The 14408-nt window shown below is 67.2% G+C and carries 17 protein-coding genes, 2 tRNA genes and 1 riboswitch; of the genes, 8 read left to right on the forward strand and 11 right to left on the reverse strand.

Features of this window, described 5'->3' with window-relative positions:
• Positions 1-45 precede the first annotated feature (45 nt).
• The 5 genes from COC42_RS09090 to COC42_RS09110 all read left to right on the forward strand — a co-directional run bounded on the left by COC42_RS09090 (position 46) and on the right by COC42_RS09110 (position 3967).
• On the forward strand, positions 46-1371 hold the full coding sequence (locus COC42_RS09090; RefSeq protein WP_096342804.1) for a replication-associated recombination protein A: 1326 nt from the start codon (positions 46-48) through the stop codon (positions 1369-1371).
• Positions 1295-2674, forward strand: a complete 1380-nt coding sequence (locus COC42_RS09095; protein WP_096342805.1) for a serine hydrolase domain-containing protein — start codon at positions 1295-1297, stop codon at positions 2672-2674. The genes COC42_RS09090 and COC42_RS09095 overlap by 77 nt, the downstream gene beginning before the upstream one ends.
• Positions 2674-3015 carry a hypothetical protein gene (locus COC42_RS09100; protein ID WP_096342806.1) on the forward strand — a complete coding sequence of 114 codons (342 nt, stop codon included), beginning with the start codon at positions 2674-2676 and terminating at the stop codon, positions 3013-3015. The genes COC42_RS09095 and COC42_RS09100 overlap by 1 nt, the downstream gene beginning before the upstream one ends.
• Positions 2999-3874: a hypothetical protein gene (locus COC42_RS09105; protein ID WP_096342807.1), complete on the forward strand. Its 876-nt coding sequence runs from the start codon at positions 2999-3001 to the stop codon at positions 3872-3874. Before COC42_RS09100 ends, COC42_RS09105 begins: the two co-directional genes overlap by 17 nt.
• Positions 3875-3891: 17 nt before the next feature.
• A tRNA-Thr gene (locus COC42_RS09110) sits at positions 3892-3967 on the forward strand.
• 39 nt (positions 3968-4006) lie between these two features.
• Here COC42_RS09110 and COC42_RS09115 read toward each other — a convergent pair.
• The 6 genes from COC42_RS09115 to rpmH all read right to left on the reverse strand — a co-directional run bounded on the left by COC42_RS09115 (position 4007) and on the right by rpmH (position 7638).
• On the reverse strand, positions 4007-4387 hold the full coding sequence (locus COC42_RS09115; protein WP_141395821.1) for a hypothetical protein: 381 nt from the start codon (positions 4385-4387) through the stop codon (positions 4007-4009).
• Positions 4388-4587: 200 nt separating this feature from the next.
• Positions 4588-5277 carry a ribosome biogenesis GTP-binding protein YihA/YsxC gene (gene yihA, locus COC42_RS09120; RefSeq protein ID WP_096342809.1) on the reverse strand — a complete coding sequence of 230 codons (690 nt, stop codon included), beginning with the start codon at positions 5275-5277 and terminating at the stop codon, positions 4588-4590.
• Entirely contained in the window at positions 5226-6923 is a 1698-nt protein-coding gene (gene yidC, locus COC42_RS09125) for a membrane protein insertase YidC (protein WP_096342810.1), read from the reverse strand. The genes yihA and yidC overlap by 52 nt, the downstream gene beginning before the upstream one ends.
• 45 nt (positions 6924-6968) lie before the next feature.
• Entirely contained in the window at positions 6969-7181 is a 213-nt protein-coding gene (gene yidD, locus COC42_RS09130) for a membrane protein insertion efficiency factor YidD (RefSeq protein ID WP_096342811.1), read from the reverse strand.
• Positions 7178-7507 carry a ribonuclease P protein component gene (rnpA, locus tag COC42_RS09135; protein ID WP_342747303.1) on the reverse strand — a complete coding sequence of 110 codons (330 nt, stop codon included), beginning with the start codon at positions 7505-7507 and terminating at the stop codon, positions 7178-7180. Before rnpA ends, yidD begins: the two co-directional genes overlap by 4 nt.
• A complete protein-coding gene (rpmH, locus tag COC42_RS09140) occupies positions 7504-7638 on the reverse strand; it encodes a 50S ribosomal protein L34 (RefSeq protein ID WP_096343204.1) in 135 nt (44 codons plus the stop codon). The genes rnpA and rpmH overlap by 4 nt, the downstream gene beginning before the upstream one ends.
• Positions 7639-7807: 169 nt before the next feature.
• Between rpmH and COC42_RS09145 the strand changes: the two genes are divergently transcribed.
• The 3 genes from COC42_RS09145 (at position 7808) to COC42_RS09155 (ending at position 9926) form a co-directional block, all read left to right on the forward strand.
• Positions 7808-9316, forward strand: coding sequence for a YifB family Mg chelatase-like AAA ATPase (locus COC42_RS09145; protein WP_096342812.1), 1509 nt, complete (start codon positions 7808-7810; stop codon positions 9314-9316).
• A gap of 53 nt (positions 9317-9369) precedes the next feature.
• The gene (locus COC42_RS09150; protein ID WP_096343206.1) at positions 9370-9798 is read left to right on the forward strand and encodes a DUF805 domain-containing protein; all 429 of its coding nucleotides are present in this window, start codon (positions 9370-9372) and stop codon (positions 9796-9798) included.
• Positions 9799-9842: 44 nt separating this feature from the next.
• Positions 9843-9926: transfer RNA gene (locus COC42_RS09155), tRNA-Leu, on the forward strand.
• A gap of 55 nt (positions 9927-9981) precedes the next feature.
• On the opposite strand, the gene thiC is transcribed toward COC42_RS09155, so the two are convergent.
• The 5 genes from thiC to COC42_RS09180 all read right to left on the reverse strand — a co-directional run bounded on the left by thiC (position 9982) and on the right by COC42_RS09180 (position 14362).
• Positions 9982-11841 carry a phosphomethylpyrimidine synthase ThiC gene (gene thiC, locus COC42_RS09160; protein ID WP_096342813.1) on the reverse strand — a complete coding sequence of 620 codons (1860 nt, stop codon included), beginning with the start codon at positions 11839-11841 and terminating at the stop codon, positions 9982-9984.
• A gap of 30 nt (positions 11842-11871) precedes the next feature.
• A riboswitch (TPP riboswitch) is annotated at positions 11872-11983 on the reverse strand.
• A gap of 13 nt (positions 11984-11996) precedes the next feature.
• The gene (locus tag COC42_RS09165; protein ID WP_096342814.1) at positions 11997-12323 is read right to left on the reverse strand and encodes a hypothetical protein; all 327 of its coding nucleotides are present in this window, start codon (positions 12321-12323) and stop codon (positions 11997-11999) included.
• The gene (locus COC42_RS09170; protein ID WP_176484601.1) at positions 12307-13164 is read right to left on the reverse strand and encodes a MipA/OmpV family protein; all 858 of its coding nucleotides are present in this window, start codon (positions 13162-13164) and stop codon (positions 12307-12309) included. Before COC42_RS09170 ends, COC42_RS09165 begins: the two co-directional genes overlap by 17 nt.
• Before the next feature lie 57 nt (positions 13165-13221).
• Positions 13222-13644, reverse strand: coding sequence for a DUF2141 domain-containing protein (locus COC42_RS09175; protein WP_096342815.1), 423 nt, complete (start codon positions 13642-13644; stop codon positions 13222-13224).
• Complete coding sequence (locus tag COC42_RS09180) at positions 13571-14362, reverse strand: sterol desaturase family protein (protein WP_096342816.1); 792 nt, start codon at positions 14360-14362, stop codon at positions 13571-13573. The genes COC42_RS09175 and COC42_RS09180 overlap by 74 nt, the downstream gene beginning before the upstream one ends.
• Positions 14363-14408: the final 46 nt, after the last annotated feature.

The raw sequence follows: 14408 nt of genomic DNA on the forward strand, positions 1-14408 counted from the left end.
GCAAGCCCCGCTGAAAATTTCGCCCGGACTCGCTATGTTCGCGGAATGGCCGATCTTTTCGGGGACCTCGCCCCGCCGACCCCGCCCGCCGCCGTCGAGACGCCGCTCGCCGACCGCCTGCGTCCGCGCGATCTGAGAGAGGTGGTCGGGCAGGACCACCTGACCGGGCCGGAGGGCGCGATCGGGCGGATGGTCGCGGCGGGCCGGCTCTCCTCCATCATCCTCTGGGGACCGCCCGGCACGGGCAAGACGACGATCGCGCGGCTGCTCGCCGACGCGGTCGGCCTTGCCTATGCGCAGATTTCCGCCGTGTTTTCCGGCGTCGCCGACCTCAAAAAGGTGTTTGCCGAGGCGCGCGAGCATGCGCGCGCCGGTCGTCGCACCCTGCTGTTCGTCGACGAGATCCACCGCTTCAATCGCGCGCAGCAGGACGGCTTTTTGCCCTATGTCGAGGACGGTACCGTCACGCTGGTGGGCGCGACGACCGAAAACCCGTCGTTCGAGCTCAACGCCGCATTGCTCAGCCGCGCGCAGGTGCTGATCCTTCACCGCCTCGACGCCGCCGCGCTCGGCGAACTGATCGCGCGGGCCGAGGTCGAGGTCGGACGCACTCTGCCGCTGACGGCGGAAGCGCGCGCCGCGTTGATCGCCAGTGCGGACGGCGACGGGCGCTTCCTCCTCAACCAGGTCGAGACGCTGTTTGCGGTCGATCTGACCGAAACGCTCGACCCCGCCGGCCTGTCGGCACTGCTTCACCGCCGCGTGGCAGTGTACGACAAGGACCGCGAGGGACATTACAACCTCATCTCCGCGCTCCACAAAAGCTTGCGCGGTTCCGACCCGCAGGCGGCGCTCTACTATCTGGCGCGAATGCTGACCGCGGGGGAGGAGCCGCTCTATGTCCTCAGGCGCCTCGTCCGCTTCGCCAGTGAGGATGTGGGCCTTGCCGATCCCCAGGCGCTTACCCAGTGCCTCGCTGCCAAGGACGCCTACGACTTTCTTGGTAGCCCCGAGGGCGAGCTCGCGATCGTGCAGGCGTGCCTCTATCTCGCCACTGCTCCCAAATCGAACGCGGCGTACAAGGCGCAGAGCGCGGCGTTCAAGTCGGCGCGTGCCACCGGATCGCTGATGCCGCCCGCCAACATCCTCAACGCGCCGACAAGGCTGATGAAGGATATCGGCTATGGGTCAGGCTATGCCTATGACCATGACCGCGAAGGCGGATTTTCAGGCGCCGACTATTGGCCGGGGGAGATGGATGCCGAAACCTATTACGAGCCGACCGACCGCGGGTATGAAAAGCGCATCTCCGAACGCATGGCGTGGTGGGACGCGCGCCGCACTGAGCATCGCGGCACTGGCGACGCTTAGCGCGGCGGCGCCGGCGCAGCAGGTCAGCGAGGCCCCCGCCCCCTACGCCAAAGCGATCGCCGCGGGGTACAAGGCGGCGATGCTGTGCAGCGGCCTCTTCAACGCAGGCCGTTCGCAGGCACAGGTTGAGCGCGATGAACTCGCCGGCATCTATCCCGAATATCAGCCGTTGATCGCCGGCTTGCCCGCGACGATCGACCGCGCGCGGGGACGGGTGAGCGTCACGTTCGATGACAAGCTGCCGCCGCGTGTCTCGACCTTTGCGGCGGGCCGCGGGTGTCGCAGCGAGCCGATCGGCTGGACCCCGCCCGCCACCGGCACCCCGCCGCCACCGGTGCACGGCGCCGATCCGCGCCAATGGCCGCTGGGTGACGCCGGGATCGCCCCTGCCCACTCGCCCGCGCTGGCGACGGCGATCGACCGCGCCTTCAAGGGCGACTTCGGCAAGAACGCGAAGACGATCGGCGTCGTGATCCTCCGCGACGGCAAGGTCGTGGGCGAGCGCTACGCCGAGGGCTGGGGGCCGTTCGTCTCCAACCGCACCTGGTCGGTCGCCAAGAGCATCGCCGGCACGCTGATCGGCTTCCGGAGCGTCGATCCCGACCGGCCCGCAAGCATCGCCGCATGGCAGGCCGCCGGCGACCCACGCCGCGCAATCACCCTCGACAACCTGATGCGGATGGCAAGCGGTTTGCACAGCGACACCGCGGGCAACCGCACCGACGCGCTCTATTTCGGCGGCACTGCGGTCGAGGAACAGGCGACCGGCTGGCCGCTGGAGGCCGTGCCCGGCAGCCGCTTCCGCTACGCCAACAACGACACATTGCTGGCCGTCCGGCATCTGCGCGAGGGGCTGGGCGAACGCCAGTATCAGGCGCTGCCGCCGCAGTTCTTCGGCGCGCTGGGCATGACGCACACCGTCGCCGAACAGGACTGGCGCGGCAATTACATCCTGTCGAGCCAGGTCTGGTCCACCGCGCGCGATCTCGCCCGGCTTGGCCAATTCTGGCTCGACGACGGCGTATGGCAGGGCCGGCGGCTGCTCCCCTCCGGGTGGATGAAGCGGATGACCACCCCCGCTGGGCCGCAGCCGAGGACCGGCCCCGGCTACGGCGCGACGCTGTGGTTGTTCGGCCCAGTGCAGGGCCTGCCCGCCGGCAGCTACGCCGCACAGGGTAATCGCGGGCAATATGTGATGGTTGTGCCAACCGCCCGCCTCGTCGTCGTCCGCCGGGGCGAGGACGGGACCGGCAACAGCTTCAACATCGCCGCTTTTACCAAGGCCGTGCTGGAGGCGCGGTGATGGAGGATTGGGACGTGGTCGTCGCCCACGCCCGCACGCTGCCGGGCGTCATCATGGACAGCTACTACGGATCGCCGGTGCCGAAGCACAACGGCAAGGCCCTCGTCGCGCCGGGCCGCGAGCCCGACAGCTTCGTAATGATGATCGGAGCGGAGGAGAAGGCGATGCTGATCGACACCGATCCCGACACATTCTGGGAAACCGACCATTATCGCGGCTGGCCCGCCGTGCTCGTGCGATATGGCAGCGGCGAACGCGAGCGGATCGAGGCACTGATCGCGCGCCGCTGGTGGGACGTGGCGAAGCGGGTAGAGCGGAGCGCCTTTGGTCCCCGCCCCTGATCGATTCGGCCATTTCGTCGGGATCGACTGGTCGGGCGCCGCGGGCGAGCGGCAGCGAGGCATCGCCGTGGCGATCTGCGCGCAGGGAAAGGCGGTGCCGACGCTCGTCCGGCCCGGCCATGTCTGGTCAAGGATGGAGGTGCTCGACTGGCTTTCGAGCGAATCGCCAGACGATGCGATCGTCGGCCTCGACCTTGGCGCTTCGCTGCCCTTTGCCGATATGGGCGCCTTCTTTCCCGGCTGGGTCGAGAGCCCGCATGACGCGCATGCGCTTTGGGCGCTGATCGACGGCATCACAGCAGACGATCCGCATCTCTCAGCGAGCAGCTTCGTCGATCATCCCGAGGTCGCCCGTCACCTTCGCCGCCATGGCGGGCGCAAGGGCGAGCATTTCTCGGGCCGCGGCCGCCTCCGCCTGACCGAGGTCAGGCAGCGCGAGCAGGGGCTCAATCCCTATAGCAACCTCAACCTCGTCGGCGCGGCGCAGGTGGGCAAGTCGAGCCTGACGGGGATGCGCGTACTCCATCGCCTGCCCCCGAGGATCGCAATCTGGCCGTTCGATACGCTTCCGATGGCGGGGCCGGTGGTTCTGGAAATCTACACCAGCCTCGCTGCCGTCGTCGCGGGTCGCCCCAAGGGCCGCGCCAAGATGCGCGACCACGCCGCACTCGACGCCGCGCTTACCGTGCTGGGCAGCGAGCCGACCCGTGGCACCGGCCCGATCGATGACCACAAGAGTGACGCGATCCTCACCGCCGCCTGGCTCCGCCGCGACGCGCACCGGCCCGAACTATGGACACCGAGGGACATGACGCCGCAGATCGCCGCAACCGAAGGCTGGACCTTCGGAATCACCTGACGCAAAGAGCGCTGAGCGCCGGCTTAGCTCAGTTGGTAGAGCACCTGATTTGTAATCAGGGGGTCGCGGGTTCGATCCCTGCAGCCGGCACCATAAAAGATGCCAGGCAGGCGCTTGGCACTGAAACTAATGTCAGGCCGCGTAGAGCCAGTCGAGCGCTTCCTGTTCGGTATCGAACAGGCAGGCGTTGGCACCGACCAGCCGTTTCGCCTGAAGCCGGATCAACGATGACGGCGGGGCGACGAGTGCGACCCGCTTCGAAAGGGCACCGAACATCGGAATGAGCTGAGAGAGACTATCGGTCAGGGCCTTGTCCTGGACTGGCAGGTCGAGGATCGAGACCAGAATATGCCCCTCGCCCGGTGACAAGCCTTTCGCCTTGGCGTTTTGAAGTACCTTGCCGGCAGCCGCCATGAACGCTGCCATCGTGCTGGTGGTCCAGAAGCCTCGCAGCTCAATCCGCGCCAGCCGCCGGGTGATATCGTGTTCTATCGAGAAAAACCGGTCGTCCATGTTGCGCGTTCCCGTGCATTCTGCGTCGACAGCGTCAGACCGCCACGACGACTGCTCCAAGGAACCGGTGACCAACCGCATGGCAGCGATACCAGTGCGCCGATCATTGCTACCAGACCCTTAAAAGTCCTTGCCCTGACCGTTCCAAGCATGGCGCACGACATTAACGCCACCGCTTCGCGCGCCGCCGCCCCCTCCCGTCAGCCGATTGCCTCGAGCACCGCGGCGCGCAGTTCGGCGATCCCCATGCCCCCTTCACTCGACGTCGCGAGGATATCGGGATGCGCGGCGGGGCGCTTCCTCGCTTCCTCCTCGGTCCGCGAGCGCACGTCGACCAGCTCGGTCGCCTTCACCTTGTCGGCCTTGGTCAGGATGATGCGATAGCTGACCGCTGCATCGTCGAGCATCTTCAGGATCTCGCGATCGACGTCCTTGATGCCATGGCGGCTGTCGATCAGCACCAGCGCGCGCTTCAGCGCCTGTCGTCCGCGCAGATAGTCGTTCACGAGATAGCGCCACTTGCGAACCATGTCCTTGGGCGCCTTGGCAAAGCCATAGCCGGGCATATCGACAAGGCGGAGCGACAAGGGCTCGCCGACGTCGAAAAAGTTCAATTCCTGCGTCCGCCCCGGCGTGTTCGAGGTACGAGCCAGCGTGCTGCGGTTGGTGAGCGCGTTGAGCAGCGACGACTTGCCGACATTCGACCGACCCGCGAACGCCACCTCGGGCACTTCCGGATCGGGAAGGAAGCGCAGCTCGGGGGCCGATTTCAGGAACGAAACCGGCCCCGCGAACAGCTTTCGCGCGCTCTCCGTCAGATCCTCGTCGAAGGCGGGGTTCACTTCGCGGTCGCCACCTTCATCGAGGGATGCTGGCGATACAGCCACCATTGCTGCGCCATCGTCAGCACGTTCGAGGTGATCCAGTACACCTGAAGGCCCACCGCGAACGGCGCCATCACGAACATCAGCATCCACGGCATGATCGCGAACACCTGCTTCTGCATCTCGTCGGCGGGTTGCGGGTTGAGCTTGAACTGGAGCCACATCGACACGCCGAGCAGGATCGGCACGACGCCGATCGCGATGAAGGCGGGCGGGGTGAACGGCAACAGGCCGAACAGGTTGACCGGCGTCAGCGGATCAGGCGCCGACAGATCACGAATCCAGCCGACGAACGGCTGATGCCGCATCTCGATCGTCAGGATCAGCACCTTGTAGAGTGCGAACATGACCGGGATCTGGAGCAGCATCGGAAGGCAGCCCGCCATCGGGTTCACCTTCTCGGTCCTGTAGAGCTGCATCATCTCCTGCTGGAGGCGTGGCTTGTCCTCCTTGTACTTCTCCTGCAGCGCCTTCATCTTGGGCTGAAGCGCGCGCATCCCCGCCATCGATGCGAACTGCTTCTGCGCGATCGGGAACAGGAGCAGCCGGATCGTCAGCGTGAGCAGCATGATCGCCACGCCGAAATTGCCGACGAGGCGGAACAGCCAGTCGAGATAATAGAAGATCGGCTTCTCGAGGACCTTGAACCAGCCCCAGTAAATGGCGTTGTCGATGTTGCGGATGCCGAGCTGCTCGGCATAGGCGTCGAGCACTTTCACTTCCTTCGCGCCCGCGAACAGGCGCACCGTCTGCACCGCCGCCCTGCCCGGCTGCACGATAGTTGGATTCTGCGCCAGCGCCTCCGCACCGAAGCGGCCCGCGGCGCTCCGACGGATCGTAAGGTCGACGGGTGTGCGCTGGTCGGGAATGATCGCGGTCAGCCAGTAATGGTCGGTGAAGCCCGCCCAGCCCTTGGTCGTCGCGAAACGGCTTCCCGCCTGCGTCACTTCGTCCCATTCCAGATTGGTCTCGTCGTCATCGACGACGACCATCGGGCCGACGCGCGCGGTCCACTGGTCGGGATCGGGCGATTTCTCGGCGCGCTGGACATAGGTGTAGGGGCGCACCGTGATCGGCGCCGTGCCGCCATTCGCCACCGTCTGCTCGGCGGTGAACATATAGTTCTCGTCCACCGACAGCTTGATCTGGAAGCGCTGGCCCGCGGCATTGGTCGTCTGGAGTGTCACCGGTCGGCCGAGGCCGAGCACGTCGCCGGTCGCCGTCCAGACGGTGTTCGCATCCGGGGCACCGTCGCCCTGCCAGCCGAACCCGCCGAAATAGGCGCCCGCCGCGCCAGCGGGCGACAGGAGGTGAATGGGCGGCGAGTTCTTCGCCACCGTCTCGTCGTACCTCTTCAGAATGAGGTCGTCGAGCCGCGCGCCCTTGAGATTGATCGAGCCCGCCAAAGCTGGAGTGTCGATGCGCACGCGCGGCGTCTCGGCCAGCACGATACGGCGATCGCGAAGGGCACCGGGCGCGTCGGACGTCGGATCGGCAGCCGGGTTGGGCACGACCTTTGTCTGGCCACCCTCGATCTTCGTCACTGGCGGATTGGCGGTGGGAAAGAAGTAGCCCGAGATGACCGGCCAGCCGAACAGGATCAGCGCCGCGAGCACCGCGAACAGGACGAAATTCTTGCTGTCTTCCTTCACCGAACGACTTCCCAAAATGGGTTGGCTGGACTGGTATCCCGTGCCTCAGGGCACCGGATCATGGCCGCAACCGCCCCATGGATGGCAGCGGGCAATGCGCCGCAGCGCGAGCCAGCCGCCTTTCAGCGCGCCATAGCGGTCAAGTGCCTCGATTGCATAGGCCGAACAGGAGGGCGCGTATCGGCACGAGGGCGGGAGGATGCGCGACGGCCCGACCTGCCAGAACCGCGCCATCAGAATCAGCGCACGGGCGATCACGGGCGCGCCACGCGGCGCAGCGCCTTTTCGAGTTCGCGGACGAGATCGGGATAGGGGCGCTCAATGCCCCCCGCGCGGCCGATCAGCACATGGTCGTGTCCGGCCAGCCCGTTCTGCGGCAGCACTTCGCGGGCGAGCGCACGAAACCGACGCTTCATCCGGTTGCGGACGACGGCGTTGCCGACTTTCTTCGACACGGTGATGCCGATCCGCATGACGACATCGCCGTCGCCCCGGTCGCGCGCCTGCAGCACGAAACCCGGCATCGCCGCGCGCCTGCCGCCGTTCGCCGCGAGATAGTCGCGGCGTTCGGTCAGTCGGATCAGGCGCTCAGCTTCTTGCGGCCGCGGGCACGACGCGCGCGGATCACCTTGCGGCCCGCCGCCGTCGCCATCCGCGCGAAGAAGCCGTGCCGGCGCGCGCGCACCAGATTGCTCGGCTGAAAAGTCCGCTTCATCGCTCATTCCCTGGCATAACGAAAAAGGGCCGCCCGAAGACGGCCGTGTCAAGCCCGCGCCCTTACTGGCGGCGATCGCGCGAGTCAATGACGCATGCCCGGTCGCGCCGCGCTTGTCGAAGCCCGATCCTTCTTCCACAAGGGTCGTCGGGCAAGGGGGGAAGCGGCGTTGGTCGCGATCGTATCGACGGTGGCGTATCTGGGGCTCGAGGCACGCGCGGTCGAGGTGCAGTGCAATCTCGTCGCGGGCGTCCCCGCCTTCGTCATGGTGGGCCTCGCCGACAAGGCGGTGGGCGAGAGTCGCGAGCGGGTGCGCGGCGCGGTGGCGGCGATCGGCCTCGCGCTGCCGCCCAAACGGATCACCGTCAACCTGTCGCCCGCCGACCTGCCCAAGGAGGGCTCGCACTACGACCTGCCCGTCGCGCTCGCGCTTTTGGGTGCGATGGGCGTGGTCGATGTCGAGACACTCGCCGATTACGTCGTCGTCGGCGAACTCGGCCTCGATGGCCGCATTGCGCCCTCGCCCGGCGTTCTGCTCGCGGCGATGCATGCCAGCGCGATCGGCAAGGGGCTGATCTGTCCCTCGGCGCAAGGCGCGGAGGCGGCATGGGCCGGCGGGATCGAAGTGATCGCCGCCGACGACCTGATCGGCCTCATCAACCATCTGAAGGGTTCAGCGCTGCTGCCGACGCCGCGCCCTGGCGAGGTCGAGGAAGCCGGTCACGGCCCCGACCTGCGCCAGGTCAAGGGGCAGGAAACCGCCAAGCGCGCGCTCGAGATCGCCGCGGCGGGCGGCCACAACCTTTTGTTCGTGGGGCCGCCCGGCGCGGGCAAGTCGCTGATGGCCGCGTGCCTGCCCGGCATCCTCCCGCCGCTGGGTGCGGCCGAGGCGCTGGAAGTGTCGATGGTGCAGTCGGTCGCAGGCACGCTTTCGGGCGGTCGGCTGACCCGCACCCGTCCCTTCCGTAGCCCGCATCACTCGGCCTCGATGGCGGCGCTTACCGGCGGCGGCCTTCGGGTCAAACCCGGGGAGGTCAGCCTGGCGCATCTTGGCGTCCTGTTCCTCGACGAACTGCCCGAGTTTCAGCGCGCAGTCCTCGACTCGCTTCGCCAGCCGCTCGAAAGCGGCGTGGTGAGCGTCGCGCGGGCCAACGCCCACGTCACCTTTCCCGCGCGCGTCCAGCTCGTCGCCGCGATGAACCCGTGCCGCTGCGGCCATCTCGGCGACCCGGCGCTCGCCTGTGCGCGTGCGCCAAAATGCGCGGCGGACTATCAGGCCAAGGTTTCCGGTCCCCTCCTCGATCGCATCGACCTCCATGTCGAGGTCGCGCCGGTCACCGCCGCCGACCTCGTCCTGCCGCCGCCTTCGGAGGGATCGGCCGAGGTCGCCGCCCGCGTCGCCGCCGCGCGCGCGATCCAGACCCACCGATATGGGGGCAGCCCCGCGCGCACCAATGCCGAGGCGGAGGGGCCGCTGCTCGATGCGCATTCGACCCCCGACGAGGCGGGCCGCATGCTGCTCGCGCAAGCCGCCGAGGCCACTCGCATGTCCGCGCGCGGCTATACCCGCGTGCTCCGCGTCGCGCGCACCATCGCCGACCTGGCGGGCGCCGAGCGCGTTGGCCGACTGCACGTGGCCGAGGCCCTCTCCTATCGCCGCACGGCGCCGCGAAGCTGATTGCGCGTCACTTTGCACCTGTGCAGATTACGGCCGAAAAGGGAGCGCTGCCGATGAATTGGGCACTGATGCCGCTGCGCCGTTACACGGACTTCAAGGGACGTTCACGCCGCAAGGAGTATTGGATGTTCCTGCTGGGCATCACGATCGTCGGCGTCGGCCTCGTGCTCCTCGGGGCGATCCTGACCGGCGGATTCGGCCGATCGGGCGAGCGCTCGCCGCTGGCGTTGCTGGGCCTCGCGCCGTTCGGCCTGTTCTATCTCGCGATGCTGTTGCCCTCGATCGCGGTACAGGTGCGCCGCCTGCACGATCGCAACCTGTCGGGCTGGCTGCTGCTCGGCGTCTATCTGCTGTCGTGGGTGCCGGTACTCGGCTTTTTGCTGTCGGTGGGGTTCCTCGTCATCACCTGCCTGCCGGGCACCCCTGGCCCCAACCGCTATGGCCCCGATCCCAAGGAGGACCTGGCCGAGGCGTTTCGCTGACGGGCTTGCCGCGCCCGGCGTCATCGCCTAGGCCCGGCACCGCTGCCCCTGTGGCGAAATGGTAGACGCATTCGACTCAAAATCGAACGCCGCAAGGCATGCTGGTTCGAGTCCGGCCAGGGGCACCATTCCACCGACCGAATCGCGAAACGGCCGCCGGGCGTCCCGGCGGCCGTTCGTGCATCAGTCGTGCTCGCGGCCGTTCGCGCCGATATAGAGCTCGCGGCCACCCTCGTTATAGGCTTCGCTCATCGCGGCCATGCCGGCTTCGGCCTCCTCGGCGGCGATGAAGGTCGTGGCTTCCTGGTTCTGCTTGGCCGCGAAGTCCCGCACTTCCTGCGTGATCTTCATCGAGCAGAATTTCGGCCCGCACATCGAGCAGAAATGCGCGGTCTTGGCGCCCTCGGCAGGCAGCGTCTGGTCGTGATACTGCTCAGCAGTCTCGGGATCGAGGCTCAGGTTGAACTGGTCGCGCCAGCGGAACTCGAAGCGGGCACGTGACAGCGCATCGTCGCGCAGCTTGGCGGCCGGGTGCCCCTTTGCGAGGTCGGCGGCGTGCGCGGCGAGCTTGTAGGTCACCACGCCGACCTTCACGTCGTCGCGATCCGGCAGGCCCAGATGCTCCTTGGGCGTGACGTAGCAGAGCATCGCCGTGCCGTACCAACCAATCATCGCCGCGCCGATACCGCTGGTGATGTGGTCGTAGCCCGGCGCGATGTCGGTGGTGAGCGGCCCCAATGTGTAGAAGGGTGCCTCCCCGCACGCTTCCAGCTGCTTGTCCATATTCTCCTTGATCTTGTGCATCGGCACATGGCCGGGGCCCTCGATCATCACCTGCACGTCCTGCGCCCAGGCACGCTTGGTCAGCTCGCCGAGCGTATAGAGCTCGCTGAATTGCGCCTCGTCATTGGCGTCTGCGATGCTGCCGGGGCGAAGGCCGTCGCCGAGCGAGTAGGCGATGTCGTACGCCTTCATGATCTCGGTGATCTCGTCGAAGCGCTCGTAGAGGAAGCTCTCCTTGTGATGCGCGAGGCACCATTTCGCCATGATCGAGCCGCCGCGGCTGACAATGCCCGTCACGCGCTTGGCGGTCATCGGGATGTAAGGCAGGCGGACGCCGGCGTGGATGGTGAAGTAATCCACGCCCTGCTCGGCCTGCTCGATCAGCGTGTCTCGGAAGATCTCCCAGGTCAGCTCCTCGGCGATGCCGCCGACCTTTTCGAGCGCCTGATAGATGGGGACGGTGCCGATCGGCACCGGCGAGTTGCGCAGGATCCATTCGCGCGTGTCGTGGATGTTTCGGCCCGTCGACAGGTCCATGACCGTGTCCGCACCCCAGCGGATCGCCCAGACGAGCTTATCGACCTCCTGCGCCACGTTCGAAGCGACAGCGGAATTGCCGATGTTCGCGTTGATCTTGACGAGGAAGTTGCGGCCGATCGCCATCGGCTCGGATTCGGGGTGGTTGATGTTCGACGGGATGATCGCGCGGCCACGCGCCACTTCGTCGCGGACGAACTCGGGGGTCACATAGTCGGGGATGGCGGCACCGAAGCTCTCGCCATCGCGGACATAGTCACGCAACATCTCGCGGCCCAGATTCTCGCGGGTCGCGACATATTCCATCTCGGGCGTGACGATGCCGCGGCGGGCATAGTGCATCTGGCTGACGTTCGCGCCCGCCTTCGCGCGCAGCACGCGGCGGCGGACATTGGGGAAGGGCTGGACGCCGCCTGAGCGATCGGGACCGAGCTGCCCGTTATCCTCGGGTCGCACTTCGCGCTGTTCGACTTCCTCGACATCGCCGCGCCCGCGGATCCAGTCGCGGCGAAGCTCGGGCAGCCCCGCCATGATGTCGATGCGCGCATTGGGATCGCTGTACGGACCCGACGTGTCATAGACGTTGAGCGGCGGCTCGCCCGACGAGGGCTCCAGATCGATCGCACGCATCGCGACCTTGAGCGGCCCGACATGAATCTTGCGACTGCCGCGGATCGGGCCGGTCGTGACCTTGAGCTCGGTGCGGGCGGGGATATCGGCCATGTCTCGTCTCTCCATATCGGGAGGTGAGACGGGGGTGCCGCGCTCCACTCCCTACGCCGGTGTCAGCCGGATCAGGTTCGGCGGGTCGATGGCTGCAACCATCCTCTCAACCGCAGCATCGGCGGTCCCCCGGGGATGCGCCGGGTGTAGGCGCTTCACCGGTCGCCTGCAAGCGAGGCGTACCAGTCCGCGTAGGGCGTGTTGCGAGCCATATGCCGGTTGAAATCGGGCGCGCCGTCATCCCACCAAACGGGCCCGCGCTCGCCGAGCGCGACCTTTGCCGCCTGCACCCGCGCGCGGGCGGCGGCGGTCGCCGCTTCGTCAGCGGAATCGCGAACTGCGCGGCGGGCGTCCATCAGCTCGTCGACGAGCGCCTGACGCTCCTCCCCGGAAAGCGCCGGATCGCTCCGCCGCCACAAGCGCCCGCGAACGACGATGTACCGCCCGTCGGGCGTGACCGGAGGCTCAGAAGCTGTAGGCAAGCCCGACGGCGCCGATCCACTGGTTGGGCGAGCCCACCTGCGTCACCGGCGAATCGGCGAAGTCGCCCGACAGCCGGCGATAGACGACACCGCCGACCAGCTGGAGCCCGCCGGTCAGGTCGCCCGTCAGCGAGCGTGTCGCGACCGCACCCAGCGCCCAGTTCTTGAACCCGCCGCCCGCGGTATAGATGGGCAGGCCCGACCGCGCGCTTTCGGCCGGGGTGACGCTGAAATAGGTGCGGCCATAGCCCCGCTCGACGAACTCGGCCGAGGCGAACAGGCCGACCAGCGCCTTCGTCGAGAGCGGCGTCGTATAGGTGATCGTCGGCGTCAGGATGCCGCTCTCGTGCACGCCCGCCACGTCGTAGCGATAGCTGATCGTCGCCGACAGCCGGTCATAGTCGCTGGTAATAACGCCGGTCTTGCCGATGCCGACATAGCCGCCGAGCTCGATCGCGGTGCCGCGCTCGTCGAGCAGCGCGACCTGGGGATTGTCGATCGAACCACGGCTCGACCGGTTGAAGTTGACGACGCCAATCGGCCCCGCCTGGATATCCCAGGTCGGACCATAGCCGTCCTTGATCAGGTCGACACTGATCCGGTTGCCGGCCAGGACGAAGCGATAGCCCGACAGCTGCCCGATGGCGGCGGGAACGGGCGAGACGCTGTAGTCGCCCGAACCCTCATAGTCGGGGAGCACGCCGACGCCGATGCCGACAATCGCGAAATCGGCGCGCGGATCGCTGGTGGGCGGCGTGTCGACCGGGGCGGGCGCCGTCTCCTGAGCAAGGCAGGGGGCGGCAAGGCCGAGCGACAACGCGGCAGCGAACAGGATGCGCAAGTGGCGGAACTCCAAAGGTTTCAGTCGCGAAACGTGTACGTTCGCGTTTAGCTCCCTTCAGAACATGTAGCGCATGCGAATCCGCTGTTCCTCACCATCGTGATCGACGGTGAAGCGCGCCGCGGAAAAGCGCGGCGGGCCAAACGCAATGCGCGGGTTGCGCGAAAAGCCGAACCCCTCGCGCGGAATGCCGGCAAAGGTGTCAAGCTTGCCGTTGCCGTTCTCGTCATGGATGATCGCCACGGCATAGCCGCCCGGCGGCAGCCCTTCATAGGCGAGAGTGCGCATCGTCGCGGGCACCGAACGGGCGATCGCGCGGGCATCGTCCTCGCAGGTCGGGAAATTGCTCTCGACTGCGGTCAGACAGAGCCGGATAACGCCGCGCTCGCTCCGCAGCGCGTCGACATCAACCTTGAGCGTCGCGACCGGCGAGGCCCCGACCGAGAGCGCCAGCGGCGCGAGCGCGGCGAGCCGCCGCATCGAAATTGCCCAACCCGTCATCGGTCCCGCACAGCCGGTCCCAGAACCGGAAATAAAGCCCGTAATTGCACCCGTATCGCTCATGATGGCGCTGGTGATGGCTGGCGGTGATGAGCCAGCGGCCCAGCGGCCCCTCCACCATGAACCTCGGGAAGACTTCCCACCCCATGTGGTTGGTCACTCCCATAAGCGTCATGACGCCCAGGACCAAGCCCAGTGCGGCGACATGGATCGGAATCGCGAAGACCAGTAGCGGAATTACCACGGCGCCGGTCAGCGCCTCGATCGGATGGAACGCCATCGCCGCCCAGGCGGTGGGAGGGCGGCTGGCGTGATGGACGGCGTGCGCCATCCGGAACGGCTTCGGCCGGTGCATCCAGCGATGCGTCCAGTAGAACCAGGTGTCGTGGGCGAAGAGATAGAGGAACACCGACACCGGCAGGTACCAGAGCGGGTATGCGCCGACATCCTCGTAGATCCGCGTCCAGCCATGCTGGCGCCAGCCCCAGGCGACGATCCCCGCGGGCACGCCATAGATCGCGGCGGAGGCGAGGCTCCACCTGATCTCGCGCCCGATCTGCTTGTCGAGGCCGACATACAGCCCGGGCCGCGTCGCCCGCGTCGCCAGCGCGAACGCCCCCGAGGTGAGCAGATAGCGCACCCCGACGATCACCGTCATCGCGGCGGCGGACAGGAGGATGGCGACAAGCGCGGTCATGGCGATGCCTTACCCGTTTGGTGCGGCAGGTTGAACCCCGCCCGCT

Origin of the sequence: Sphingomonas spermidinifaciens, from assembly GCF_002351485.1 — a bacterium.
Taxonomy (GTDB): Bacteria; Pseudomonadota; Alphaproteobacteria; order Sphingomonadales; family Sphingomonadaceae; genus Sphingomonas; species Sphingomonas spermidinifaciens.